The following is a 26,960-nucleotide window of genomic DNA, read 5'->3' on the forward strand; positions in this document are numbered from 1 at the left end:
TGACAGGCGAAAATGACGCGTCGCGATGCTGCGCCGTTCCCACGGACTCGGACATTCGCCACGGATCGTGAGCGAACGACATCCATGATCAGTGCTCCTCCGAGGAGAGCTTCGGCAGTCTCGATCTCCGGCCCTACTGGTCCTACCAGTAGGGCCAATGTATGCTAGCCGATAAACGCGGTCAAGAAAAAAACGTTAATCTGCGCGGAAACGGCAGAAGTGGTCGAGGTCGCGATACAACGAGAGAAACTCACGACGAAGGCATAAGAAAGCGTCGATTGAAATGCACGGGCGTGCAGATCGCCGATCCCTTTGGCAGGCGCGCTGGGGACCCAGCGGATTGTCCCCCGAGTCGGACTGATGGGCTCTCGACGATATGGCCACAGCGTTCCGAGCACTGCGGCGTCGACCGGATGCCCTCCTGCTGCGCCCGCAATATCCGGTTGCGGAGGCGATCATGGCGCCCCCTCAGGCGCGAACGCTCGGTTGGCTGATTCCGCGTCGCCTACGAGGGCTCTAATCCGGCCCCGGATGCGCAGAAAAAGCGCTAGTCAGACTTGTGCGGGTTGCGGCGCATGTCGACCATTCTGCCTAGGGAAAGGAGCACTTGAAGCGATCTGAATGGCAGTCCAGACGTAGGGCTCGGGACTGCATTCTCGACGAATGAGCGACCGCTCGGTAGGCGAGTTCCCGCTAAATGATCGACTTGCTGCTGATGTTCCTGTATCTCGAAGTCCTTGCAATGGACGCGCGATATCTACGCCTTGGGCAGTTGCCGGTTCGATTTCCGCTGTATATCGCCATGGCGTCGCTGGCGCGAGATCTCATTCTGAACCGGGGCGACACGGCGGACCAGCGTATCCTCATTTTTACGCTCGGCATCGCTGTGCTGGCGATCAGCGCGGTTGTCCTCCGATTCGGCCAACACCGGTATCTCGCGCGCGACGATGAAGGGCGCGACGAAATCAACGGATTCGCACATTTAGTTCGGAAATCGGCCGCGGCCGCTTATCCTGATTCGGCAGACGCACCGTGGCCGCCGCCACCCGGCACGTCGAGCCGCAGACGCGCATGCGCCGGAACCGTCTGCCGACCCATCGGCGGGAGCGGCGTGCCATCCGCGAGACCGACCCAGCCGCTTCGGCCCGCCCCTCCGCCATCGCGGCCGCGCGCGGGTCGCTGGATACGGTCGTACATCCCGAAGAACTGGAACGGCGCGCCGTTGATGGTGCCGATCTCGATGCGCTGTCCCATCCCGCCGCGCCAGCGGCCCATACCGCCCGAGTCTTCGAGCAGCTCCTTTTTCCAGATCACGATCGGGTTGCCGGCTTCGATCACCTCGCACGAGATCGCCTTGATGCCGCTCGGGAAGGCGGTCGCCGAGAGCCCGGCGGCGCCCGGTCTCGCGCCGGAGCCGCCGCTGTTGAAGAAAAGCGTCTCGAACGCGGGCGTCGCGTGCTCGGGCGTGCCGGCAAGCGCGCTGACCTGCGGACCGCCGCGCAACTGGGCGCCCCAGACGCACGACGCGCCTTCAGCCGGCACGCGTTCGGGCATCACGGCGGCGAGGCAGCCGAACACGACATCCGGCAGGAATTGCCCGATGATGTGCCGCGCGCTCACAGGCCACGGATGCTGCACGTTGAGGATCGAGCCCGCGGGCGCGTCGATCTCGAACGGCTGAAGCGAGCCTGCGTTGTTCGGCACCTCGGGCGCGATCGCCGCGCGTAGCGCATAGAGCGTGTAGGCGCGGGTGTAGTTCAACACGAGGTTGATGCCGCGCGCGCTCGCATTCGACGACCCCGCATAGTCGACTCTGAGCCGGTCGCCGTAGATCGTCAGTTCCGCGACGAGATCGACGGGCGTGGAATAACCGTCGATCTGCATCGAGTAGGAATAGGTTCCGTCGGGCAACAACGCGATCGCCGCGCGCGTCGCGCGCAGGGAGCGGTCGATGATGACGTCCGCGAGCGCCTGGAAGTCGTCGATGCCGTATTCGCCGAGCGTGTCGACGAGACGCTTGCCGCTCAACGAATTCGCCGTCACGTAGGAGAGGAGGTCGCCCACCACTTCATTCGGCTGGCGCACGTTGGCGCGCACGATGTCGAGCAGATCCTGGTTGAGCGACCCCGCGCGCATCAGCCGCATCATCGGAATGAACAGGCCTTCTTCGTAGACCGACTGTCCGTCCGGTCCCTGCCCGAGGCCGCCGATATCCACCTGGTGGCACGTACAGGCGAAAAACGCGATCAGCGCGTCCTTCGCGAATACGGGCGAGACGACCGTCACATCGTGCAGATGGCCCGAGGAGAGCCACGGGTCGTTCGTGATGAAATGATCGTCCTCGCCGATGGAGCCGGCAGGGAAGCGCTCGACGAAGTGGCGCACGGCGGCCGCCATCGAATTGACATGACCCGGCGTGCCCGTCACGGCCTGCGCGACGAGCCGGCCGCGCGCATCAAAGACACCCGCGGACAAGTCGCCCGCCTCGCGCACGGTCGGACTGAAGGCGGTGCGCATGAGCAGCCGCGCCTGTTCCTCCACGGTCGAAATGAGGCGATTCCAGACGATCTGCAGCGTGACGACGTCGATGTCGTCTCCGGGCTGAAAGGACATGCGTCATACCTCCGCGCGGAAAGTGAGCGGTCTGCGCTCGAGGAGAATGTCGGCGTTGTGGAGAACGCGGATGTCGAAGGCCGGCGGCACGACGATGGTGGTCTCTCTGTCGACGAGGATCATCGGCCCGGCGGCGCTCGCGCCCGTCGCGAGCGCGTCGCGGGCGACCACCGCAAAATCCGCACGCCGGCGACTTGCCTGATCGAGCACCTTGCGGATCTCGACACTTCGCGACGGCGCGCCGCCGGTCGGCGCGCCTTGCGCCCGGCGCGCAACGACGGCCGTGCGGGCCGCTTCATGGCCGGTCACCGTCACGCTCCAGCCCAGCGCTTCGACGCCCGCGCCTTCGATCGAGCGGCCATAGCGCTTGACGTATTCGTCGACGAAGGCGGCCGACAGGCGCTGGCCGCCGTCCTCGCCGAACGAGACGTCCGCGAGCGGCACGCGCAGTTCGTGGCCTTGTCCCTTGTACCGGACGAACGCATGCATCGACGCCGTGTTCGGCATGTCCGGATCGAGCGCGCACAGCGCGGCGCGGCCGCGCGCGGTCAGCTCCGCGAGCAGCGCGTTCACCGCGGATGCATCGAAGCGCTCGAGGTTCTGATGCAAACTCTGCGTGGTTTCAAACGCGAGCGCCGCGTGCAGGAAGCCGAGCGCCGAGCCAACGCCCGCCTGAGCCGGAATCAGCACGCGGTCGATTTGCAATTTGTCCGCGAGGCGCGCCGCGTGCAAGGGCGCCGAGCCGCCGAACGCGATCAGCGTGCGACCCGCGACGCCACGGCCCGTATCGACCGCGTGCTCGCGCACGGCCTGCGCCATCGCTTCGTCGGCGATCTCGGCGACGGCGTAAGCGGCTTCGTCGGCATCGACACGCAGCGGCTGCGCGATCTGCGCGTCGAGTGCTCGCGAGGCCGCTGCCGCATCGAGCGCGATCGTGCCCGCGGCGAAGTATTCGGGGCTGAGGCGACCCGCATGCAGATGGACGTCGGTGAGCGTGACCCGCTCGCCTCCGAGCGCATAGCACACGGGGCCGGGCTGCGAGCCCGCGCTTTCCGGGCCGACGGCGACGCGGCCGAGGTCGTCGACGCGCGCGATCGAACCTCCGCCCGCGCCGATCTCCGAAAGTTCGATCACGGGAATGCGCAGCGGGATGCCGCTGCCCGCCTTGAAGCGGTAGAACAGCGAGACTTCGAGGGAGCGCGCGGTCTGCGGCTCGCCTCCGTCTATGAAGCACAGCTTGGCCGTGGTCCCGCCGATATCGACGGACAGCACCTGGTCGAAGCCGTGTTCTCGTGCAAGGCGGGCGGCGAGCAGCGCGCCGCCCGCCGGTCCCGACTCGAGCAGCCGCACCGGATAGCGACATGCGGTCGCGACGTCGCACAGGCCGCCGTTCGACAGCATCATCAGGAGCGGCGCGCGCACGCCGAGTGCATCGAGGCCCGCGCGCAACCGGTCCAGATAGCCGCGGATCAATGGCCTCACGTAGGCGTTCACGCAGGTCGTCGAGAAGCGCTCGAACTCGCGCATTTCGGGCGAGACGTCGGACGAGACGCTGATGTCGAGCGAGGGCAGGATGCGCGCGACGATCTCCGCCGCCTGCTGTTCGTGCGCGGGGTTCACGTAGCTGTGCAGGAAGCCGATCGCGAGACTTCGGGCGCCGCTTTCGCCTATCTGCCGCGCCTGGGCCTGCACCATCGCGTGATCGAGCGGCAGCAGCACGTCGCCATGCGCGCTCATGCGCTCCGTGACCGCGAAGCGCAGCGCGCGCGGCACGAGCGGCTCGGCCTTGCGCAACATCAGGTCGTACTGGTCGCAGCGGCTTTCCGTGCCCATTTCGATGACGTCGCGAAAGCCCTCCGTGGTGAGGAGCGCGGTCCTTGCGCCCTGTCGTTCGAGCAGCGCGTTGGTGGCGAGGGTCGTGCCGTGCATCACCGCGTCGAGCGAGCCGGGCGCCATATCCGCCTTCGCGAGCAGCGCCGCGAGGCCGTCGAGCACGCCTCGTTCGGGCGCCAGTGGTGTCGTGAGCAGCTTGTGGGTGATGCGGCGCTCACCGGTCTCGAGCACGAGATCGGTGAAGGTGCCGCCGATGTCGATGCCGACGCGGCAGCGCGTGTGCCTGTGAGCGGCAGGGTCGCGGAATGCGTTCATCAAAGCTTCAACTCCGTTGGATGGCGGTAGACACGCGGACGCAGACCCGCGTGAAACCACTCGACGAGGCTCACGATGTCATATACCGGCACACCGAAGCGCGCGGCGATGAGCGCCGAATACGGCGCGAAATTCGCGCATTCGCTGACGATCGCGCCGACGTCCGGATGCTCGTCGATGAGACGCGCCGCACAATCGAGGATGTCATTTGACTGCTCGTTGAAGCTCACCTGCGCCGCGTTCGTGAGGTTGTTCTGGAAGAAGCGCGACGCTTCGGGCAGGCCCGCGACCGGCAGATTGGGCGGCGCGTTCGCCGCGAGCAGATGCGCGGCCGTGAGCGCCGAACGCTTCGCGGTCAGCACGCCCACTCGCTGGCCGCGGCGCAGAAGGCTCGTGGCCAGCGGAATCTGCAGCAAGCTCGACGTCGCCACCGGAACGGCGCAGCGCGCGGCAAGTTGGTTCTGGAACAGGACGAGAAAGCCGCAGCTCGTCGTGACGGCGTCCACGCCGAGCCGCGCGAGTCCGTTCGCCGCGTCGACGAAGCGCTCGAGTAGCGGCGCTCCCGCCTCGTTGTCGCCGGCCACGGCGGCCATCACCTGCGGCCCGCTCACGCCTTCCACCAGCGCGTACTGCACGGGGAAGGGCCAGGTCGCCCCATGCCCGATGTCGCCGGGCAAACGCATGAATCCCGTATCGAGCATCAGGATGCCGATGCTCACGCCATGGATCGTGCGGGGGCGCGCGGCGGAAGCGTTCGCGCGCATGGTCAGTTGATGAAGCAGTTGCAGCCGTCGAGCGAGGACGCGATCGGAAGGTTCAGCGCCTTCATCTTCGCGCGATTGATGATCGCCACGTAGTCGCCCGGCTGCGGCCGATAGACCGCGAGCGCGGAAGGCTTCGTGCCGCGCAGCATCTTCACGGCGAGGTCGGCCGCATGCGCGCCCTGCGATTCGTAGGACGGGGCATAGGCGACCGCGACGATGTCGCCCTTCTTGATCATCTCGTGCTCGGCGCTGATGATCGGCACCTTCATGCGATCCGTCACCGACGCGACCGCCGGCAGCGACGACTGCACGAGATTCGAGCCGATCGCATAGAAAAAGCCGACGCCCTTCATGGTGGCCGTGCGCTGCGGCACGTCGACGGTCGAATCCACGGAAGTCGCGAGCATTTCGAGGCCAGCCTTGCTCGCGGCTGTCTTGAGGCTCGCGATCGCGGCGACGTCGTTGACTTCGCCCGCGTTGTACAGCACGCCGAACGAGGTCGCCTTCGGGAACACCTTCCTGGCGAACGCGAGCACGGCGTCGTAGTCCGTGACGCTCGCCGTGCCGGTGATGCGATCGCTGCCGTGCGCCCAGTCCGGCACGAGGCCGGCGGCGACCGGGTTGGTCACCTGCGTGAACACGAGCGGCACCGAGTGATCCGATACGTTGCGCACCGAGGCCTGCGCGACGGGTGTCGTCACGGTGAGAATCACGGCGGGATGCCTCGCGACGACCTGCGCGAGCGTCTGCGGTATCAGTCCCGGCGTGAAATTCGCGTCGCTGTAGACGTACTCGGCGTTCTTGCCGTCGACGTAGCCCTGCTTCGTCATCTCCTCCTTGAAACCGGCGATCGTGCGCGACAGCGCGGGATGCGGCCCGAAGTTCGCAATGCCGATCACCGTCGTGGCCTGGGCGGCCGCGCCGCTCGCATGAATGAGCGCCGCGGCGGCGGCGAACGCCGGCAGCTTGCGCAAGAGCGAGGAGAGACATGAGGCGATGCCGGATAGAGGAACGAGTGGACGCATGGAGTGGAACCTGAAGTGGATGGGAGCGCTCGACTGCCGCCCATTGTGTAAAGAAGCGCCGCGCGCGGGCAGGCCGGCAACCTAAACAAATCCGATTGCCTATCTATTTGGGCGGCTGCCCTCGATTCGCGGCCTGCGCATCCGGGCAGCCGCGTACGCATCGCCACTTGCCAGGTGTCAGCGCAGCGGAACGTGCGGGTTTGCCCGCATGCGCCCGTGGCACCCGCTAGTCATCCGATCCTCAATTGGAGGATTTCGGTTCTAACTTTTTTGACCCGATTGTCGGCCGGCGCGCCGGTTTTTAGTCTCCAGTCCTGGCGCTCGCATCCATGCGCTGCTCCGCCGCACTCGAGACCAGGTTCGACTCCAGAGTCATCACCGCCTACACGGGATAAAAGCATGAAACGAATTTGCCCTGCGATGCTGCTGGTTACATTGGCCACAGCCGCACACGCCCAGACGTCATCGTCGAGCAGCGTCACGCTGTACGGCGTCTTGATGGAAGGCCTCATCTACACGAACAATTCACTGAAGGGCCCGTCGGTTGCGACGGCCAACGGGCCGAGCCGCTGGGGTTTTAAAGGCGTGGAGGATCTCGGGGGCGGGCTGCGCGCGATCTTCACGCTCGAAGGCGGCTTCAATCCGAACACCGGCACGATGTCGCAGGGCGGCCGCGAGTTCGGCCGTCAGGCGTTCGTCGGCTTGCAGTCGGACACGTTCGGCACGCTTACCTTTGGGCGCCAGTACGACTTCACGCAGGACTGGCTCGCGCAATACTCGGCACCGCTCCGCTGGAACGGATATGCGGCGACGGTCGGCGACAACAACAACTTCAACTTCCAGTTCCGCACGAACAACGCCGTGAAGTTCGTGTCGCCGAACTATCGCGGGCTGCAGGGCGGGGCGATGTACAGCTTCGGCGGCGTCGCGGGCAGCTTCGGCAATCAGAGCGCCGTGAGCTTCGGCCTCAACTATGCGAGCGGCCCGCTCTCGCTTTCGGCGGCGTACATGCGGATGAACCATCCTTCCGTGGCGGCGAGCGAAGGGATCTGGAACACCGCGCTCTTTCCGTCGATCTCGGCGCAGTCGCCCACCTTCTCCTACGCGCTCGCGCCGTCGAGCATGGAAATCTACGGCGGCGGCGGGTCGTATGTGCTCGGACAGACCACGCTCAGCCTGGTCGTCACCCACAGCCGCTACGACGACCTGGGCGTCGCGCAACTGGGCCTCACGCACGGCCGCGCGGGCTACACGAACATCGAAGCGAACGTGAGCCACTATTTCACGCCGGCCTTCCAGGCAGCGTTCGATTACGTGTACACGCTCGGCAAGGTGCAACCGACCGATTTCTCGCCGAAGTATCATCAGTTCGTGCTGGTCAACAACTACTTCCTGTCCAAGCGCACGGCGCTCTATGTCGACGCGATCTTCCAGCTCGCCGCAGGCGACGCGCAGCACGCGAACATCGAATATGCGAGCAGCGGCGGCGCGTCAACCAGCAAGCGTCAGATCGCGGTGACGGCGGGCATCTTCCATCGCTTCTGAGCAAGCGCATTGCGGGCGGCGGCGAGCGCTGCCCATTCACGAGGATGGTCAAGTGCTAAATAACATGTTGCCGACGCCGCGCGAAAGCCGCAGCGGCGCGGCGATCCTGGCCGATACGCTGCGCCAGTTCGACGTGCCCGTCGTCACGTTCATTCCGGGTGAGGGCATTCTGGAACTCGTCGACGAACTCGCGGTGCGCGCGCCGTCGATTCGACTCGCGAGCTTTCGTCACGAAGCGGGCATGGCATTCGCCGCGCAGGCCATCGGGCAATTGAGCGGCCAGCCGGGCGTCTGTCTGGCGGCGCGCGCGCCCGGCGCGCTCAACACGACGCTCGCCGTGCATACCGCGCATACCGACAGCGCGCCGCTCGTGATGATCGTCGGGCAGGCGGGCATGGGCGCCGCCGAGCGCGAAGCGATGCTCGGCGTCGGCCATTTCCATCAGGTGTTCGGGCCGCTCGCCAAGTGGGTCGGACTGATCGAGTCGGCGGCGCGTATTCCTGAAATGCTCTCGCGAGCCTGGCACGTCGCGATGTCGGGGCGTCGCGGGCCCGTCGTGCTGGTTCTGCCTGAGGATGTCTCGCGCGAGCTCGCCGAGGTCGCCGATCTGCCGCGTCCGTCGCCGTCGGCCGCCGCCCCCACCGCGCCCGACCTCGCGCGCTTCAGGGGCCTGCTTGCGGCGGCGCAGAGGCCGCTCATGATCGTCGGCGGCACCGGCTGGCAGAGCGACTCGCTGCGCGTGCTGACCGAGCTCGCCAACACGCACGGCGTGCCGCTTGCGACGACCTATCGCCGCCGCGACCTGATCGACCATGAGCATCCGAGCTTTGTCGGCGAAATCGGGCTGGGCATCGACAAGTCGCTCGCCGAGCGCATCGCCCAGGCCGATCTCGTGATCGTGGTGAACGGACGGCTCAGCGAACTGAACACCGTCGGGGCAGGCGCTTTCAGCGGCTTCACGCTCTGGACGCCGCCGCGCCAGGCTAACGTGCTGGTGCACGTCCACCCGGAGCCGACCGAGCTCAATAGCGCCTATCGCGCGGACCTCGCCATCCCTGCCGATGCGAACGCATTCGTAGAGGCCTGGGCCGATGCCGCCGCGCACAGCCCGGCGCCCGGCGCACCGGATGCCGGGCGTGCTGCTTGGCTTGCCACGGCGCGCGCAGAGCGCCTTGCTTTCACGAGCTCGGGGAGTTGCACGGGTCCGCTCGATCTGCGCGCGGCCTACGCCACGCTCGACGCCGCGCTGCCCGACGACGCCCTCGTCGCCTCTGGCGCGGGTGCCTATGCGATGTGGCCGCAGCGCTATTTGCGGCATCGCCGGCCGGGCACGCAACTTGGGCCGAAGAGCGGAGCGATGGGTTACGGGCTGGCTGCGGCGATCGGCGCGGCGCTCCTCGCGCCTGCCCGGCGGGTTGTCGCCGTGGCGGGCGACGGCTGCTTCATGATGCACGCCGAGGAGTTGGAGACCGCCGTGCGGCTCGGGATCGATCTGCTCGTGATCGTGGTGAACAACCGCTCGTATGGCGCGATCGAGAGCGCCCAGCGCCGCCAGTTCGGCCGCACGACGGGCACGGCGCTCGGCGCGATCGATTTCGCTTCGTTCGCGCGGGCGCTTGGCGCGCGCGGCGAGACCGTCGAGACGACCGACGCGTTCGCGCCCGCGCTTCATCGCGCGAAGGCCGCACGCGGCGTGTCGCTGATCGAACTGCGCGTGTCCTCCGACGTGACCAAGCCGGTCGGCTAACCGTATTCAAGTTTCCGAATTCAAACGATGAGCCACTCTCTTTCCGATCCACATGTCGCGGTCGTCGGCGCCGGCATCGCCGGGCTGACGGCGGCCTACCGCCTGCAGCAGGCCGGTGTGCGCGTGACCGTCTTCGATGCGCAGCCGGTCGTCGGCGGACGCATGGGAGATCGCCGCGAAGGCGATCTCGTGTTCAACAGCGGCGCGCGACTCGTGTATCGGTTCGGCCGGGTGTTCAACCGGCTCGTCGACGAGCTGTCGCTCGGCGACGCGCTGGTGCCGCTTCACCGGCTGAGCGCGCGATGCATCGCCCCCGGCGGCGAGCACACCATCGAACTGATGCCCTCGCCGCGCTCGCTCGCCACGCCGGGTCTCGCCGCCGGCGAACGCCTGCGGCTCGTCACGCATGCGCTTTCGATGCGCCGCCTGAAGCCGCGCGTCGACCCCGACTGGGCGACGAGCGCGCTCGACGCCGATCCCCGGCTCGATCGAATCACGCTCGCCGAGTACATCCGCGAGGCCCTGGGGCCGAACGTGCTTGCGCGAATGGTCGAACCGGTGTTTCGCGCGACGCGCAGCTTCAATCCCGAGACGCTGTCGGCGCTCTTCTATGCGTCGACGGTGCCGCACATGATCGGCGAGACCACCGTGCATACGCTGAAGGGCGGCATGGGCCGGGTGTGTCACGCGCTCGCCGCGCAACTGACCGTACGCACCTCGACGCCCGTGCGCACCATCCGGCGCGGCGCGGCGGGCGACGGCGTCGAGCTGACGCTCGCGAACGGCGAACGCGTGCATGCCGACTACGCCGTGTGCGCGGTGGAAGGCTCGCTTGCGAAGGCGCTCGTCGAAGCGCCGACGAGCGCCGAGCGCACCATGCTCGACGCCGTGCGCTACAACGCGCTCGGCGTCGTGCACTACGGCTTCGCGTTGCCGCTGCCGCCGAAGATGAACTTCGCGATGCGCGGCCAGCCCGGCAGGATCGCGACCTACCAGCAGCTGCCCGCCGCGCCTGCGAGCGGCCGGCCGCTCAATCAGATTTATTGCCAGCTCACGCCCGAAGCCGCCGACGAGGCCGTGCGACGCGGCCTCGAAAACGCGCTGGATGTGCTGGTGCGCGACGAGCTGCGCTCGCGCATTCCGGATTTCGACCGGCATGTGGTCGCGGTCGCGAACCAGTGGATCCCGCGCAAGCTGCCGGTGTTCTCGCCGGGATATGGAGCGCGCGTGGCGAATTTCTGGGCCTGGCAGGAAGACCGCCAGCAAGGCGGCGCGAGCGCGATCGTGTATTGCGGCGACTGGCTCTCGCAAGCGCTCCTGACGGGCGCGTGCGCGAGCGGCGAGCGCGCCGCGAAGACGCTCTTTGCACGTATGCAGGCGGCCATGACGTGCGCGAGCGCCTAGAAATTAGGCAAAACGCAGCGAATTGTAGCGAAACGGCAATTGCTCGGCGCGCTTTAATGCCGTGCGAACTATCGGTGATAAAAAACATTGCAGACCTGCCGCCGTTCTCGCAACGGGTTTCCGATCGAACTTTGGGGAGTCAACATGGAGATGAGGATGAACAGAGATGGGCGCATCTGCGCGGCCCGGCGTCTGGCCTGCCGCAAGCTGTCGGCTATGCTCGGCGCGACGATGGTGGTTGCGTTGGCATCGGCCGGGGGACCCGTGGCGGCCGAAACACCCGCCACGACCGTCATCGGGATTGCGAACCTCGGGCCGCATCCGTCGCTCCAGAAGACGATCGAAGGCTTCAAGCAGCAGATGGCGAACGAAGGTTATGTGGAAGGCAAGAACACGAGCTACGTGTACAGCGACGCCAATTTCACTCAGGCGCTGATGCCGCAAATGTTCTCCCAGATCGTGGCGAAGCATCCGGCGCTGATCCTGACTGTGACGACGTCGGTTTCGCAGGTGGCGCGCTCGGCCATCGTCGATCCAAAGACGCCGCTCATCTTCACCGAGGTTACGGACCCGGTGGCGGCCGGCCTCGTGCCGAACTGGAAGCAGGGCGGCGAGCGCTTTACCGGCTCGTCGGATCTGCAGGATTTCGACGCCGTGCTCGCGTTCGCCAAGAAGGCGTTTCCGGGGGTGAAGTCGTTCGGCACGCTTTACAACGCAGGCGAGGCGAACGACGTCGTCACCACGAAGGCGCTGGAAGCCGCCGCCCAGCGCGCCGGCCTCGCCTTTCGCCCGGTCAGCGTCGACACGGTCAACGACATCACGCAGCGCGCGCAGTTGCTCAAGGGCGTGGGCTTCGTCTATGTCACCGGTTCGAATCTCGTGCAGTCCGCGATTCCCGCAGTGGCCGCGAGCATGCAGCGCCTGAAGATTCCCGTGCTCAGTTCAGAGACCGAAGCGATCAAGAAGGGCATGGCGACGGCGTCCTACGCGGTTTCGCTGGGGTCGGTGGGCGCGAACGCCGCGAAGCTCGCGGGACGCGTGCTGAAAGGCGAGAAGACTTCGGCGCTGCCGCCCGCGATGCCTACGGCCGCGGACTACGTGACGTCGATCAGCAGGAGTCAGTTCCAGTCGCTGGGGCTCAAGGTGCCCGCCGAATTCGAGGATTGCAAATGCTTCATCAACTAAACGGCCGCCGTGCGGCCAGGGTCACCACGATGCGCGAGCGCCCCATACTCATGCTGTTGGCAGAGAAGATCTGCAAGACGTTCCATCCGGGCACCGTGGACGAGCGTATCGCTCTATCGGATGTTTCGCTGAAGCTGCATGCCGGCGATTTCGCCGTCGTCGTGGGCGGCAACGGCGCGGGGAAGTCGACGTTCCTGAACTTGCTGGCGGGCGAGGTGACGCCGGACAGCGGCACCATCACCGTCGGCGGCTGCGACGTGACGGCGCTGCCCACGCACAGACGCGCGCGGCACATCGCACGCGTGTTTCAGGACCCGTCGGTCGGTACCGCCGCTGCGCTGAGTCTCGAAGAAAATCTTGCGGTGGCGAACCGGCGCGGGCTCAAGCGCAGGTTCAGCCTGGGACTCACGCAGTCGTTGTCCCATGAACTCCGTGAACGCATTGCCTCGTTCGATCTCGGGCTGGAGAAGCGAATGAAGACCAAGGCGTCGCTGCTCTCGGGCGGCCAGCGCCAGGCGCTGTCGCTGCTGATGGCGGTGCTGCAGCGCCCCGAGCTGCTGTTGCTCGACGAACACACGGCCGCACTCGATCCACGAACGGCCGCGATCGTCATGCGGGTGACCGAGCAGGTCGTGCGTGAGGCGAGCCTTACGACGCTGATGGTCACGCACAACATGCAGCACGCGATCGATTACGGCAACCGGCTCATCATGATGCGCGACGGGCGCATCGTCGGCGATCTGACGGGCGACGCGAAGCGCGCGATGACGGTCGAGAAACTGGTGGCAACCTTCAATGACGAGCCTGCAACGGCACTCACGGTGAACTCATGAACTTTTTGAGCGGCTTCCTCGATCTGGTGCCTGTGGGACTGATGCAGGGCCTGACCTATGCGCTGATCGCCATCGCGATCATGATCCCCTTTCGCATCCTCAGTTTTGCGGACATGACCGGAGAGGGCGCGTTTCCCTTTGGCGCATGCGTCTGCGCCAAGTTCCTGATGCTCGGGCTCAATCCGGTCATGGCGCTGCTCGGCGGCGCGCTCGCCGGCTTCATCGCGGGACTCGCCACGGGCTACATTCACGAGAAGGCGAAGATCAACACGCTCTTGTGCGGCATTCTCGTGCTGTCGATGCTCTATTCCATCGACATTCGCGTGATGGGGCAGCCGAACGCCGCGCTCTTCGCGTTCCCGAGCGTGTTCTTGTGGCTGCCCGGCGACGCCGGCGGCTACCTGCCGCGCATCGCGATGCTCGGCGTGATCGACGTGGCGATCGCCGCGTGCGTGCTCTGGTTCCTCGGCACAGAGCATGGCCTCGCGATGCGCGCGATCGGCTCGAGCGTGTCGATGGCGAAGGCGCAGGGCATCAACGTGAAGGTCTACACGCTGATCGGCCTCGGTCTCGCGAATCTTTTCGCCGCGCTCGGCGGCGCGATGCTCGCGCAGAACCAGGGCTTCTCCGACGTGAACATGGGCTTCGGCGTCCTCGTGAACGGCCTGGCGGCGCTGCTGCTCGGCGAGGCCGTGATCGGCAATCGTTCGATGACGCGCCAGGTGATCGCGCCGGTGCTCGGTTCGATCATCTACTTCCAGTTGATATCGGCGGTGCTCGCACTCGGCTTCCAGCCATCCGATCTCAAGCTCGTCACGGCGCTTTTCGTGCTCGGCACGCTGCTGTCCATGGCGAAGCGCAAGAAGCGCGGGTCCGCGCGCAAGAAACTCGAACCGGTGGGTTCGGCCGGCAGTTGATCCGACGCTTCGCAACAGGGCAGGAAAAAAGGGGCCGCGCGATATCGTGCGGCCCCTTCGTTTGAAATTTCGCGCAGGGCGGATATGGCTATCGACGACCCTTCGACAGCAGGCGCAATCAGTTCGCCTTGCTCAGCCCGGCCCACCGTGCGTAAGCATCCGGGTCATTGATCCCGAACTGGTCGATCACGCGCTGCACCGTATAATCGACGAGCGCCTCGATGCTCTCCGGCCTCGCGTAGAAAGACGGCAGCGGCGGCATGATGACGCCGCCCATCTGCGTGACGAGCGTCATGTTGTTCAGATGCGCGAGCGTGAGCGGCGTTTCGCGTGCGAGCAGCACGAGCTTGCGCCGCTCCTTGAGCGTGACGTCGGCGGCACGCGTGACGAGGTTGTCGTCGAGACCGTGGGCGATCGCCGCGAGCGTCTTCATCGAGCACGGCGCGACGACCATGCCGTCGTGCTGGAACGATCCGCTCGCGAGCGTCGCACCGATTTCGCCGGGCTCGTGCCATTCACTCGCGAGCGCGCGTACGGCCGTGCGCTCGAGCGCCATCTCGTCGTGCAGCGTGAGCCAGCCCGCGCGCGAGACGATCAGATGGGTTTCGACCGCCCGCTCGCGCAGCGCCGCGAGCAGACGCACGCCATAGATCGCGCCCGTCGCGCCCGTTATCGCGACGACGATGCGGGGCTGGCGCGGGCTCATCGAAATGTCCGCGGACTGAAGTGCGGCAGGTAATCGTCCAGCGCGAGCGTCTCGGCGCCCGGGATCGACTTGCGCTCGAACTCCGCTTCGCGTCGCCACGGCTTGGTGGCGTCGATGGCGAGGCGGCCCCAGTGGTCCCTGTGCGGATCGCGATAAAAACCAGGCACGTCCGGGATCACCATCGTGCGCGTGTCCGCGCGGCCGCGCGTGAGAAAGGCCCAGATGACTTCGTTCATGTCGTAGATATCGACGTCCTTGTCGACGACGATGCACAGCTTGTTGTAGTCGAGATGCGAGCCGAGCGCAGCGAGCAATGCGTGCTGCGCGTGGCCGTCGTATTGCTTGTCGATCTTGATGATCGTGTTCATGACCGTGGGCTTGCAGGTGACGTCGAGCACGCCGCGCACCTGCGCCGACACGGCCTTGTAGATGCGGGCCGCGGTCGCGGCTTCGAGCGGGCGCAGGTCCTCGTCGGAACCGCAAATGAGACCGTGAAAGACGGCGCCTTCGCGCCAGCCGACATGCGTCACTTCGAAAACATGGTTGTCCCCGACTTCGACGTAATAGCCCATGAACTCGCCGAACGGCCCTTCCGGACGCCGCTCGTTCGGCAGGATGCGGCCTTCGATCACGATCTCGGCGGCCACCGGAATGTCCAGGTCGAGCGTGAGCGCGCGGCGCATCGCGAGCGGGCCGCCGCGCATCGCGGCCGCGAGCGCCAGCTCGTCGCCGTCGGGCGGCAGTGAGACGCATGCGCTCATGAAGAGTTCAGGCGCCGCGCCGATCAGGATCGCCGCTTCCAGCGGCTCGCCGCGCGCCTCGGCGCGCAATTGGTACTGCGCGAGATCGTGGCTGCTGCCGAGACGAATCCGCAGCTCGGAGTCCGAGACGACCATCGAGCGGTGAAACGACAGGTTCGGCACGCCGCTGTCCGGGTCCTTCGCCAGAAAGATGCCGGATGTGATGTAGGGCGCGCCGTCGCGCTCGTGATAGGTGAGGATGGGCAGATCGGAAAGCGTGCCCGTCACCCAGTCGGATGGCATCGGAACGTGTTCGAACGCGCTCTCGAGGGTCGAGGCGAGCGAGATCTCGCGATCGAGGCGGGCGCAGAATGTTTCATCGGGTGCGCAGCGGATGATTTCGCGCAGACGGTCATGATCGCTGTAAAGATTGAGCAACACCGGCAGCCTGCTTCCGCGCACGTTCTCGAACAGGACGGGCTTAGTGTTTTCCCGCTGAAGCCGTCGCGCGACCGCTGCCGCTTCGAAACGCGGATCGACTTCTCGTGTGACGGTCAAAAGGTCGCCGCGCGCGCGCAGGCGGGAGAGGTAGTGTCTCATCGTGAGCGAATCCGCGAATCGTGAAATGAGCGCCGATGCCGCACGAAGCGGCGGCGAGCGCAGGTGCTTCTCTTATAGCCGACGAAGGTGGCGGGATGATTCGCAAAAGCGCGGCAAAACTAGGAAATAGGTTTTTTTTGCCGCGCACGCGGCGTCATGGGACATGCGGCGCCATGCTTCCGGTGACGGATAACCCGCTTGATGGGACATAATGAAGCGCGCGCGGCGAAGCGCAAGACACGAGCGGCGCCGCGCGGCTATTCATCGGGGAGACGCAATGACGAACGACCATACGGGCCTCTTCAGAAACGCGCTGGCGGGGCCGCAGGCACGCCTGACCGAAGCGTTCTATCAATTACGGGTGCGTCCCGACTGCGTGAGCGTGCCCGAGTTCGGCTTGTACGGTGCGATCGTCTCGGTGCCCGGCGAAGCGGAGGAGGGTGCCTGGAAGATGGCGAGCATTCGCGACGATATCTTTCTTGTCGTGTCGGACTGCAACTACGCGCACAGTCGCTCGGAGAACGTTCTGCCGGAGGGCTTCGTCGAGTTTCACTTTTCGCTCTCGGGTCCCGCAAGCGTGGATTTTTCGGACGCTGGTCAGTTACACGTCAATGCGCCCAACCTGCTCGTCTGCGTCCAGGGCACCGACGTGCAATATCAGGTGACATGCGGGCCCGGGCCGTGGCAATCGGTTGGCATGTACGTGACGCGGCGCTATTTCGACCGCCTCGTGCATGCGCTCGGCGGCGAGGCCGATAAGATCCGCTCCGAGTTCGCCACGATCGGTCACGACCAGATCTACAACCGTCAGATGCCGTTCAGCGTCGAGGCGTTGCAGATTGCCGAGCGACTGCTCGCCTCGCCGTATCACGGCGCGCGGCAACTGCTTTATCTCGAAGGAAAGTGCACGGAGATCCTTTGTGCCTGCATCGAGATGTGGCTTGCGCATCTCAATGCGGACAAGCCCGGCGAGACGCTTTCCGCACGCGATCTGCGGCTCATCGAGCAGGCGCAGAAAATCATCGTCTCGGACCTGCGCGTTTCGCCGACCATTCCGGAACTGGCGCGCGCAGTCGGCACCAACTCATCGAAGCTGAAGCGCGGCTTCAAGTTCCTGTACGGCATGACCATCTTCGAATACGGGCATCGTTGCCGCATGAATCATGCGTTGCGGCTGCTCGTCGATGAGCGGCTGCCCGTCGGACAGGTCGCGCTTGCGACCAGTTATCAGCATCAAACCAGCTTTACCGCCGCCTTTCGCGACTACTTCGGATTTGCGCCGAAGGACGCGCGCCGGCTTGCGAGCCCGGCGATTCAGCGACATGAAACGCGGGCGGCAGCAGCGCCGCTCGCGCCCGAGCGCATGGCTGATGCCAGCGTGTCTGTGAGGACACAATCCGCGACAACCGAGAATGCGGGCAAGCCGTGAGGCACGCGCGTCATATTGGATCAAGGCATTCAAATTTAGGAAATCGGCCGCATCGTCCCTGACTGGCTGCCATGCCGCGACGTCTGTTGATAGCATCGTCTCACCCTATGCCACCGGCCCTCGGGCCGACGATCAACAGACCGGAAACATGATGAAGTCAATCCAGGTACGCAATCCGCGCACGGGCGAGCACGATTACGAGTTCGCATCGGCAAGCGCGCAGGACGTCTCAGCCGTGATGGCCGAAGCGCGCCACGTGCAGCGCGCGTGGTCAGCGCTGGGACTCGAGCATCGCATCGAGGCGCTTGCTGACTGGGCTCGCCAGCTCGAAGCGCATGGCCGTGATATCGTCGCGGCACTCGCCGTCGATACTGCGCGTCATCGCATTTCGGAAGAAGAACTCGGCGCCGTGATCCATTTCATTCACGGTTTCTGCGAGGCCGCACCTGAAGTGCTGGCCACGCCGTTCCGCAAGCTCGACGCTCATCCCGACATCGTTTTCAAGGTGACCTACGCGCCGTATCCGGTGGTGGGCGTCATCAGCCCGTGGAACTTTCCTCTCGTGCTGTCGTTCATCGACGCGATTCCCGCACTGGTTGCAGGCGCGGCAGTCGTCATCAAGCCGAGCGAGGTGACGCCGCGCTTCGTGGAACCGCTGGTCCGTTCGATTGATGCGGTGCCGGCGTTGAAGGGCATCATCAATCTCGTACGCGGCGGGGCGGAGACTGGCGCTGCGATCGTCGCGCAGGCGGATGCCGTTGTATTCACCGGCAGCATACCGACCGGAAAGAAGATCGCGGCGGCGGCGGCGCAGGCGTTCGTCCCCGCGTTCCTCGAACTCGGCGGGAAGGACGCGGCGGTCGTGCTCGAGGGATCGGATGTCGCGCGCGCGGCGACCAGCATCTTGCGCAGCGCGCTGTATAACTCGGGACAGGTCTGTTACGCGATCGAGCGCGTGTATGCGCATGATTCGCTGCATGATGCGCTCGTCACCGAACTCGCCGCTCAAGCGAAGACGCTAAAGCGTAGCCACGCGGCCGGCGATGGCGGCCACTACGGTCCAATGATCTTCGCGCGACAGGCCGCGATCATCGACGCGCAACTCGATGACGCCGTGGCGAAGGGCGCAAAAATCGTGCTTGGCGGCAAGAGCGAAAGCGTGAACGGCGCGGTGTGGATCGACCCGACCATCGTGACCGGCGTCACGCACGACATGGCGCTGATGACCGAGGAGACCTTCGGACCCGTCGTGCCAGTGATGGGCTTCACCGACGTCGACGAAGCCGAGCGGCTGATGAACGACTCGATGTTCGGCCTGAGCGGCGCGGTATTTGGTCCTGACACGCACACTGCTGGCGATTTCGCGACGAAGATGGAAGCGGGCGGAGTGAGCATCAACGACACGGAGCTACCGCGCGTGATGATGTTCGCCGGCGAGAAAACCGCGTTCAAAAAGTCCGGCATGGGAGGGTCGCGTTACGGCTCGACGAGCATCATGCGATACGTGAGAAAACGCGCGCTTCTTGCCAACGAAGGCGATGTGCCGCCGCTCGATAAACTCGCGGAGGTTTGACGCAAGGTTTGCCTGCTTGGTCACGGCAAAACAACAAGAAGCTGTGTAGCGGGCTTGAGATGCGATCCTCGAGCCCGTGCACGATACAGTGGGCACCGGCAACAGGCGTTCGACTTGATTTCTATGCTTGTACATTTCGCGGTCGTACTCCCATGGCAAGACGGCTGCTTTTGGGCGGAACACAGGAATGAAGCGAAGATCGAGCGCGAGGTGTCGCGTCTCGTCGCCTTCGTATGCCTTGTCCATAAGCAGGTGCAGTGGCCCATTAGGCACATTAGGCCGTCCAAGGCTTTGCAGCAGGGCACGCCCTTCCTGTGCATCACCCACCTGGACGGGAGAGAGCGCGAACGTTATTGCTGTTCGAGCATCCGCAGCAACCATGAAACACGCGAAATAAAGCACGTGTGCCTACTTCGACGCTTCCACTACGTCGTCTCAGAGAGAAAACGGCTCGATAGAGGCGGGAGTCTCCCCGATTCGCCTTGAGATAGTTCGGCAGACTTCTAACAACGGCTCGACATAGGCTTGACGAAGGTTCTCTTTCTGGCGGAAGCGCAATGTACTGACACTTATCGCTGCGATTGGGGTACCCAAGCGTCCATATATGGCAGAGCCAAAGCAGTGTATGCCGGCCTCTTGCTCTTCGTCATCAACGGACCAACCACGCTCGCGGGTGAGCGCCAACTCAACTCGCAACTTCTCCAAGCTATCTTTCGTGTTGTCGGTGAATCGCGTGAGCGGACTCGGCAAAGCCTGAAGCAATTTGTCTTGGTCGACCTCTGACAGTGCTGCGAGGTAGGCTTTCCCTACGGCGGACGAGTGGAGCGACACATTAGTCCCGATACGCGAAGACATTTGCACCGCGCTGGGACTCTCAAGCTTTTCCACATAAACCATGTGATGTCCGTTCAACACGGCTAGGTGTACCGTTTCGCCCGTGACATCACGCAGTCGCTTCAAATCCTCGAGAGAGGCAAGTCGAAGTTCAGACTGCCCCCAGCTGCGATTAGCAAGATGGATTAGCCGCGGGCCGAGCGCAAGCCGGCCGGTACGGGCACCTTCTTCAAGCAGGCCTTCCGCGACGAGAGCCGCGACCGTCCGATAAACGGTCGGTCGTGGGTATCCGCTGAGCTTACTGAGGGAAGCGACGGTAAGCGGCTCGGGAGTGTCAGCCACTATCTGCAACAGATGCACAAACTTGGAAAACGCAGCGGTGCCAGCCACTTGCGAGCTCGGTCGCGCCTCGGTCGACGACTGTTCGGTCATATCAGAAGGATAAAGCAGTCGGTTATTTCGGACGCTGTCATTATCCGCTGAAGGTGGCGTAACCGCTAATTGTTGCGAATTCATTGAAATAATCCTTAATTTCCCGGCAATTTCGGGCGCGACGTTCTCGGCAAAGGCCAAGGTGCGGGGTAAACGTAATCGGGCGCTTCCGAGGAAACGCCCGATTCGTACTCGTGCCTCATTGAGGGCGGGCATCCGATGCAAACCGCAAACCGCGGCGAACCAGAATCCGATGGCCGTGCCCTCTGCAAATCTCAACTGACTGAACGAACCTTAGCGCTAACGAGGCCATTTACTTCCTTGACCGGAAACGGCTCAATCTTGCCCACAATGAAGAGGTAGCTGAAAGCGCCCAGCAGACACGACCCTCCGGCCAGCAGGAGCGGAATGGTGAACGACCCCTTCGTAATCTCGACCATCACGCCAGTGAACGTCGTGATGACGATACCTGCAAGATTGGACGCAAAGTTCTGGATGCCGCCAATCGATGCAACATGACGCTTCGTTGGCGCGACATCGGCAGGCAGGGCCCAGATGCTGGCACCGGTGAAGGCGAGACTGCCGTATGAGATGCAGAAGAACGTCATCACCAGATAGATGTTCGACGTGAACGCAGACATGGTGATTGCGGAGGAGGTAAGCATGCCAGCAACCATGCAGGTTTTACGGGCCGCCGTCAGACTCCAGCCCCGTCGAAACAGCATGTCCGAGACGTATCCGCCCAGCCAGCCGGCAGGAATCGCGGCAAGCCCAGGAAGCATGCCAAGCGTGCCTAATGCCTTCAGCGAAAATCCATGTGCCTGAATCAGGTAGCTCGGGAACCACGTGATGAAGAAGTAGTTCGCCAGGTTGAAGCAGAAGAACCCAAGCATCATTCCCCAAAGCGTACGATGCTTGAACAGCGAGCCCCAGGTGATTGCCTCGGCGTTCTGAGCGTCTACTGAGTGAACAGCTTGCGCTTGCGGCGCGGTTTCTTCTTCCGGGTTGCGATAGATGAGAAACCATCCCAGCACCCATACGAGCCCGAGCAGACCGGTCAGGAGAAATGCCGCTTTCCATCCGAGAGTACCGACAATCAGCGCAACCACCGGAATAGACAGCGCTGAGCCGACGCGTGCACCGCTATCGTAGATGCTGGTTGCGAACGCGCGCTGTTCGGGCCGGAACCATTGAGCAACAAGCTTGCTGCAAGCGGGATAGGCGCCGGCTTCACCGATGCCCAGGAGCAGGCGGCAGCCGAACATTGCCGCAACGCTCGACACGCCCGCTGTAATTGCAGTCGCCACCGACCACCAGCCGACGGCGAGCGGTAGGGCAATGCGCGAGCCGATTTTATCGATGAACCATCCGGCTGGCATTTGCATAAATGCGTAGGTCCAGAAGAACCCACTGAGCAGCAACCCCATCTCAGCAGGGCCAATATGAAGCTCTCTTTGAATCTCGGTCCCCGCGACCGCGAGATTCGCACGGTCGATATAGTTAATCGCGATAGCCAAGAAGCACAGCGCGACGACTACCCAGCGCGTCTTTTTCATGAAATGTCTCCCTTCGGGCGTGAGCCCATCAATCACGCACGGCCATTCACAGCGCTGGCTCAAACGCTGCTGACGATGGTTCATGCTCTAAATAGTTGTTGACTCAAAGGCTTGCCCCAAGAAACTGCCTTTCTCTCAGGTTCTCTGCCCTTGAGTTCGAACCGCCGACGGCGAGGCCCTACCGCGGTTGCGTGATAACCTTTCTCGCCTCTTCCTATGCAGTTGTTTTGTGTGTTCAGAAGAGGCGGTTACTTGCTTCCAGCTCGCTAGTGAAATTCGATTTCAAACGAGCGGGCCAAGCTGCCACGGTACGAATTCCTGTTGACCATATCCGTGACGTTCGCTGCGAGACTTCTCGCCCGACGCGGTGTCTAGGAGCAATTGAAACAACTCCGCCCCGAGCTCGGAAATCGTGCGTTTGCCTTCGAGAATCTCACCGCAGTTCAAATCCATGTCGTCCGACTGCTTTTCCCACAGCGCCGTATTCGTGGCGAGTTTGAAAGACGGCGACGGTGCGCATCCATATGCCGAACCGCGTCCCGTCGTGAAGCAGATGAGGTTGGCACCGCCCGCGACTTGACCAGTCGCTGAAATCGGGTCGAAGCCTGGCGTATCCATGAAGACGAGGCCTCGAGCCCGCACGGGTTGTGCGTACTCGTACACATCGACCAAGTTGGTCGAGCCACCCTTGGCGATTCCGCCGAGCGACTTCTCAAGCACGGTAGTCAGCCCACCAGCCTTGTTGCCGGAAGACGGGTTGTTGTTCAGAGCTGCGCCATGGCGCGCCGTGTACTCCTCCCACCACTTGATGCGCTTCACCAGTTTTTGCCCAACTTCCGGCGTAACTGCACGACGTGTGAGTAGGTGCTCTGCGCCATAAATCTCAGGCGTCTCAGAGAGGATGGCGGTGCCACCGTTCTTAACCAGCAGGTCAACGGCCGCGCCCAGCACGGGATTCGCCGAGATGCCCGAGTAGCCGTCCGAGCCGCCACATTGGAGACCGATAATAAGGTTGCTTGCAGGCACCGTTTCGCGCTTCACGGCATTCGCCTTGGGCAGCATCTCGCGAATCAATTCGATGCCGCGCGCAATCGTCTTGGTCGTGCCGCCGGTATCCTGAATCGTGAATGCGTGGAGGCGGTCGTTGTTCTTCAGCCCCTGCGTTTCGAGCAACTTCGGAATTTGATTGGTTTCGCAGCCCAAGCCAATCACGAGCAAGCTGGCGAAGTTGGGATGGCAGGCGTAACCACCGAGCGTGCGTTGCAACACCGCGAGCGGCTCGCCTTCAGAATCCATGGCGCATCCGCTGCCATGAGTAAGCGCAACCACACCATCAACATTCGGAAAGTCCGCGAGCGCTGCCGGATTGACGTCACGGCGGAAATGGTCCGCAATGGCTCGCGCAACCGTTGCCGAACAGTTGACCGAGGTCAAGATTCCGATGTAGTTGCGAGTCGCGACCCGACCATCGTCCCGTACAATTCCTTGGAAGGTTGCGGGAGATGGTGCGGGTTCAGTAGCGTGAGCGTCTTCTCCGAACGCATAGTCCCGCGTGAAGTCGCCCATCGCCAGATTGTGAGTATGGACGTGTTGGCCAGCCTCAATTTGCCGGCTAGCAAAACCGATGATTTGACCGTAGCGTCGAACAGCTTGTCCCGCTGCGATGGACTTCGTTGCCATCTTATGTCCGGGCGGAACAAGACCGACCACAGTCACACCTTCTGAGGGAACCAGCGTACCGGCCACAAGCTGGTCCAATGAAACGACGACATCGTCCTGTGAGTTGAGTCGGATTACGCGTGCAGTCCGAGTTTCGATTGGGGCATTCATGGAAGTCGACATGGGGATTTCAGGTTTTACCTGTGCGGATTACTGAAGCACTTCCAGAGGCCAGTCAGCCGTGGCAAGCGCACGTATATCTCGTCGAGTTTTAGCGGCTAGTTTGAGTGTGCGGCGATTCACCGAGCATGCCCATACGGGCTGCTCGCACGTGTCCTAGTAAGTAGCACGTCCACCGGAGAGGTCAAACACGGCGCCGGTGCTGAAGGTGCACGAACCAGAGCAAAGCCATGACACCAGCTCAGCGACTTCTTCCGACTCGCCCAGGCGGCGCATGGGACTCTTGTCAATCATTGTCTGCACGTGAGCCGGCGACATCTGTTCGAGCAACGTCGTCTTAATTGCAGCGGGCGCGATGGCGTTGACACGAATGTCGGTCTCGGCGAGTTCTTTGCCCAGCGATTTGGTCATCGCGATGACGCCCGCTTTCGCCGCGCTGTAAGCTGAGGCGTTTGGCGTGCCTTCCTTGCCTGCAAGCGATGCGATATTGACGATGCGCCCGTTGCCGGTCGTTTTCATCGCCGGCACAACTGCACGGCAGACATTGAACGTACCGACGAGGTTGACGTTCACGATGCGCGCCCACATCTCGGGGTCGTAGCTATCGAGCGGCTGCGTGGGTCCTGCAAAGCCCGCGTTGTTTACCAGGATGTCGATCCGACCGAACTCGGCGAGGGTGGCAGCACATGCCTGAGCTACGCTCTGCGCATCCGAAATATCGACGCGCCACTGGTTCGCCGTTTTTTGGGGCGACAGGTCCCAAATTGCGACCGTCGCTCCGTGAGAGGCGAGATGCTCGGCGATAGCCGCGCCGATACCCAATCCGCCGCCCGTCACGACCGCGACGAGGCCCTTGAAATCGTAGCTTGCCACGCTATCAGCGAATGAATTGCTTGACATAGTCCTCACCCAGTCCAACCTCGGAAAAGTGCTTCTTGCACATCTCAATCTTCGTAAAGACGTCTTCGTAACCCATGCCCTTACCGTACGGGTCCGTGTAGTACATGATTCCGTTGACTTGGAAGTAGGTGATCATCTCTTCGACGTCAGGGGGTACGTAGAGCGTGTGCGTCTCGCCCGGCGGCTCGAACACGTAGCTGCCTTCGGTCGCTTCCCAGTCGTGTTCGAGATAACGCCAACGGCCCTTCAGCACGAAACCGTGCACAGCCTGCGGATGACGATGTCGGCTTAGTACTCCTGACTTGCGGACGCGAAGCAAATTCATCCAGTAGCCTTGGCTCGCATTGAGGCAAAGCGGACGGAACCACACGTTCTCAGCTTGCGGCACCCACATCCGCTCGTCCGTCGGAATGCCGTTGGGGATGACGATCTCGGGCAGGGCTTCCTCGGGATTGGGAAACTGGTAGGGAACCAGCGGTTCTGCGTCGACTTGTTCGATTGGCATTCGGATCCGTCCGTAATGTGGACAACATGTTTATAATGTGGACTCATTCTAACACCCAGTGAGCTCCGGCATATTAGGGTTTATCCGAGCATGGAACCGCATGCCCTTGATTCGACGAGGAAATCAGCCGCCGGTGAAAAGCCGTGACGATCAGCCTTTCTTCAACACATCGCAGCAGAGCGCGGGATATACGAGGTTATCCCCGTCGTCGCACGCTACGTCAGTTCAGAGAGGCTTACCAAGGTCGTCATGCAACGCCAGTGAAGTTGGCGAAGAAAGAACGAGAAGAACTGCTGTCGCTGATCGAGCGGAAGACCGCGACTCAGCGGGATGTGATGCGGGCACGCATCGCGCTGTGGGCGCACGCAGGACATCCGAATACGGTGATTGCTCGAGAACTGCGCGTATCGGTGCAGACGGTCTGCGCGTGGCGCAAGCGCATCGCACAGCACGGTGCGCAAGGCCTGCGCGAGGGTGAGCGTAGCGGTCGTCCGCCACGCATCACGCAAGAAACGCGACTGCAGTTGATTGCGTTGGCATGTGAAGCACACGAACCCGAGGGACGGGTGACGCCGACACTGGACGAGATAGTGGCGCGCGCGATCGAGCGTGGCATTGTCGAACAGATCAGCCGCAGCCATGTGCAGCGCATTCTGCAGGCTGGCGACGTTCGACCGCACCGTGTCCAGCAATGGCTACACAGTCCCGACCCGGCCTTTCGCGAGAAGGTCAATGTGATTTGCAAGCTGTACCGCAAGGCGCCCAAATATGCGGTGGTGCTCAGCATCGACGAAAAGACGGGCATTCAAGCCATCGAGCGCAAGCACCCGGGGCGCGCGCCGCCACCGGGACGACTGCGTCGTCGGGAGTTTGAATATATCCGGCATGGCACTCAGGCGCTGATTGCCGCGCTCGATGTGCATACCGGTCAGGTACTGGCAGACTGCCGCGAGCGGCGCACCCAGGACGACCTGGTCGCCTTCATGGAGCGCGTGGCGGCCGCGCACCCGGGCAAACAGGTGCACGTGATTTGGGACAACCTCAATACGCATCGCGCTCAGGTCGTCTGGCAGGCGTTCAACGAGCGGCATGATGAGCGGTTTCACTTCCACTTCACCCCGCTGCACGCGAGCTGGGTCAATCAGATCGAACTGTGGTTTGCCCGCTATACGCGTCGGGTGCTACGCCATGCCAGTCACACCAGCACGGCGCACCTGCGCGAGCGCACCGAGCAGTTTACGCACGAGCATAATCAGGCAGCACGCCCCTTCAAATGGACTTTCCGGGGCTATCCGTTGCAAACGGGCACATCGTAATCGAGAGACAGACATGTCAGCCATACCCACCAAACATTACGCGACTGAGCTTCAGCGCCAACTGCGCAGCTTGCTCGGCCATGAGCAGATCGTCACACAAACCTACGGGCGGCACCTGCTGATCAAACGTCTCGATGATGAGGAACCGACGGTTGTGGCGCGCCTTACCGAGCTCGCCCGCAATCGTTATAGTGCCGCCTTTCGCAGCCACACCGGCCGATGGGAACCGCTGCCGGGAACAGGCTCACTCGACGAGATGGCCGAGGTCGTCGTCACGCTCCTACAGCCTTATTTGCGGCCCGATAATTATTAAAGCAACTTACGGGATGTTGTACTAGGTCGGCCTGCT

General features: G+C 63.5%; 21 protein-coding genes and 2 pseudogenes. 11 read left to right on the plus strand and 12 right to left on the minus strand.

Annotation, left to right across the window (positions count from 1 at the left end; all coding sequences use genetic code 11):
* Window positions 1–697: 697 nt before the first annotated feature.
* Window positions 698–940: pseudogene (locus tag NCS28_RS33575) on the plus strand (phosphate-starvation-inducible PsiE family protein); the annotation flags it as partial.
* A 68-nt stretch (window positions 941–1,008) separates the two neighbouring features.
* Here NCS28_RS33575 and NCS28_RS31905 read toward each other — a convergent pair.
* From NCS28_RS31905 to NCS28_RS31920, 4 genes are read right to left on the minus strand one after another with little or no spacing between them, the layout of a single operon-like run.
* A complete protein-coding gene (locus NCS28_RS31905; protein WP_250517769.1) occupies window positions 1,009–2,613 on the minus strand; it encodes a hydantoinase B/oxoprolinase family protein in 1,605 nt (534 codons plus the stop codon).
* A 3-nt stretch (window positions 2,614–2,616) separates the two neighbouring features.
* The gene (locus NCS28_RS31910) at window positions 2,617–4,761 is read right to left on the minus strand and encodes a hydantoinase/oxoprolinase family protein (RefSeq protein WP_250517770.1); all 2,145 of its coding nucleotides are present in this window, start codon (window positions 4,759–4,761) and stop codon (window positions 2,617–2,619) included.
* The gene (locus tag NCS28_RS31915) at window positions 4,761–5,525 is read right to left on the minus strand and encodes an aspartate/glutamate racemase family protein (RefSeq protein WP_284506394.1); all 765 of its coding nucleotides are present in this window, start codon (window positions 5,523–5,525) and stop codon (window positions 4,761–4,763) included. Before NCS28_RS31915 ends, NCS28_RS31910 begins: the two co-directional genes overlap by 1 nt.
* A gap of 2 nt (window positions 5,526–5,527) precedes the next feature.
* Window positions 5,528–6,550, minus strand: a complete 1,023-nt coding sequence (locus tag NCS28_RS31920) for an ABC transporter substrate-binding protein (protein WP_250517772.1) — start codon at window positions 6,548–6,550, stop codon at window positions 5,528–5,530.
* A 399-nt stretch (window positions 6,551–6,949) separates the two neighbouring features.
* Here NCS28_RS31920 and NCS28_RS31925 point away from each other — a divergent pair, with 399 nt between their 5' ends.
* The 6 genes from NCS28_RS31925 to NCS28_RS31950 all read left to right on the plus strand — a co-directional run bounded on the left by NCS28_RS31925 (window position 6,950) and on the right by NCS28_RS31950 (window position 14,181).
* Complete coding sequence (locus NCS28_RS31925; RefSeq protein WP_250517773.1) at window positions 6,950–8,095, plus strand: porin; 1,146 nt, start codon at window positions 6,950–6,952, stop codon at window positions 8,093–8,095.
* Window positions 8,096–8,147: 52 nt separating this feature from the next.
* Window positions 8,148–9,842 (plus strand): thiamine pyrophosphate-dependent enzyme, encoded by a 1,695-nt coding sequence (locus NCS28_RS31930; protein ID WP_250517774.1) that lies wholly within the window; start codon window positions 8,148–8,150, stop codon window positions 9,840–9,842.
* 27 nt (window positions 9,843–9,869) lie between these two features.
* Entirely contained in the window at window positions 9,870–11,246 is a 1,377-nt protein-coding gene (locus NCS28_RS31935; protein WP_250517775.1) for a protoporphyrinogen/coproporphyrinogen oxidase, read from the plus strand.
* Window positions 11,247–11,402: 156 nt separating this feature from the next.
* Window positions 11,403–12,431, plus strand: a complete 1,029-nt coding sequence (locus NCS28_RS31940; protein WP_250517776.1) for an ABC transporter substrate-binding protein — start codon at window positions 11,403–11,405, stop codon at window positions 12,429–12,431.
* Window positions 12,432–12,481: 50 nt separating this feature from the next.
* Entirely contained in the window at window positions 12,482–13,264 is a 783-nt protein-coding gene (locus tag NCS28_RS31945; protein WP_250517814.1) for an ABC transporter ATP-binding protein, read from the plus strand.
* The gene (locus tag NCS28_RS31950) at window positions 13,261–14,181 is read left to right on the plus strand and encodes an ABC transporter permease (RefSeq protein WP_250517777.1); all 921 of its coding nucleotides are present in this window, start codon (window positions 13,261–13,263) and stop codon (window positions 14,179–14,181) included. Before NCS28_RS31945 ends, NCS28_RS31950 begins: the two co-directional genes overlap by 4 nt.
* Window positions 14,182–14,299: 118 nt before the next feature.
* Here the strand turns inward: NCS28_RS31950 and NCS28_RS31955 are convergent, their stop codons facing one another.
* Window positions 14,300–14,887 (minus strand): UbiX family flavin prenyltransferase, encoded by a 588-nt coding sequence (locus NCS28_RS31955; RefSeq protein ID WP_250517778.1) that lies wholly within the window; start codon window positions 14,885–14,887, stop codon window positions 14,300–14,302.
* A complete protein-coding gene (locus NCS28_RS31960; protein WP_250517779.1) occupies window positions 14,884–16,227 on the minus strand; it encodes a UbiD family decarboxylase in 1,344 nt (447 codons plus the stop codon). The genes NCS28_RS31955 and NCS28_RS31960 overlap by 4 nt, the downstream gene beginning before the upstream one ends.
* 277 nt (window positions 16,228–16,504) lie before the next feature.
* Here NCS28_RS31960 and NCS28_RS31965 point away from each other — a divergent pair, with 277 nt between their 5' ends.
* Both NCS28_RS31965 and NCS28_RS31970 read left to right on the plus strand, forming a co-directional pair.
* On the plus strand, window positions 16,505–17,656 hold the full coding sequence (locus NCS28_RS31965) for a helix-turn-helix transcriptional regulator (protein ID WP_250517780.1): 1,152 nt from the start codon (window positions 16,505–16,507) through the stop codon (window positions 17,654–17,656).
* A 148-nt stretch (window positions 17,657–17,804) separates the two neighbouring features.
* Complete coding sequence (locus NCS28_RS31970) at window positions 17,805–19,229, plus strand: aldehyde dehydrogenase family protein (protein WP_250517781.1); 1,425 nt, start codon at window positions 17,805–17,807, stop codon at window positions 19,227–19,229.
* Window positions 19,230–19,331: 102 nt separating this feature from the next.
* Here NCS28_RS31970 and NCS28_RS31975 read toward each other — a convergent pair.
* From NCS28_RS31975 to NCS28_RS32000, 6 genes and pseudogenes are all read right to left on the minus strand, one after another.
* A pseudogene (locus tag NCS28_RS31975) lies at window positions 19,332–19,610 on the minus strand (transposase family protein); the annotation flags it as partial.
* Window positions 19,611–19,664: 54 nt separating this feature from the next.
* Window positions 19,665–20,579 carry an IclR family transcriptional regulator gene (locus NCS28_RS31980; protein ID WP_350029835.1) on the minus strand — a complete coding sequence of 305 codons (915 nt, stop codon included), beginning with the start codon at window positions 20,577–20,579 and terminating at the stop codon, window positions 19,665–19,667.
* 191 nt (window positions 20,580–20,770) lie between these two features.
* On the minus strand, window positions 20,771–22,051 hold the full coding sequence (locus NCS28_RS31985) for an MFS transporter (RefSeq protein WP_250517782.1): 1,281 nt from the start codon (window positions 22,049–22,051) through the stop codon (window positions 20,771–20,773).
* 282 nt (window positions 22,052–22,333) lie between these two features.
* Window positions 22,334–23,881, minus strand: coding sequence for a UxaA family hydrolase (locus tag NCS28_RS31990; RefSeq protein WP_502801267.1), 1,548 nt, complete (start codon window positions 23,879–23,881; stop codon window positions 22,334–22,336).
* A 165-nt stretch (window positions 23,882–24,046) separates the two neighbouring features.
* Complete coding sequence (locus NCS28_RS31995) at window positions 24,047–24,790, minus strand: SDR family NAD(P)-dependent oxidoreductase (protein ID WP_250517784.1); 744 nt, start codon at window positions 24,788–24,790, stop codon at window positions 24,047–24,049.
* Window positions 24,768–25,295, minus strand: coding sequence for a 2,4'-dihydroxyacetophenone dioxygenase family protein (locus NCS28_RS32000; RefSeq protein WP_250517785.1), 528 nt, complete (start codon window positions 25,293–25,295; stop codon window positions 24,768–24,770). Before NCS28_RS32000 ends, NCS28_RS31995 begins: the two co-directional genes overlap by 23 nt.
* Before the next feature lie 188 nt (window positions 25,296–25,483).
* On the opposite strand from NCS28_RS32000, the gene NCS28_RS32005 reads away from it, so the two are divergent.
* Window positions 25,484–26,611, plus strand: a complete 1,128-nt coding sequence (locus NCS28_RS32005; RefSeq protein ID WP_250517816.1) for an IS630 family transposase — start codon at window positions 25,484–25,486, stop codon at window positions 26,609–26,611.
* A gap of 13 nt (window positions 26,612–26,624) precedes the next feature.
* On the plus strand, window positions 26,625–26,924 hold the full coding sequence (locus tag NCS28_RS32010; protein ID WP_250517786.1) for a hypothetical protein: 300 nt from the start codon (window positions 26,625–26,627) through the stop codon (window positions 26,922–26,924).
* Window positions 26,925–26,960 lie beyond the last annotated feature (36 nt).

This window comes from Caballeronia sp. INDeC2 (assembly GCF_023631325.1).
Classification (GTDB): domain Bacteria; phylum Pseudomonadota; class Gammaproteobacteria; order Burkholderiales; family Burkholderiaceae; genus Caballeronia.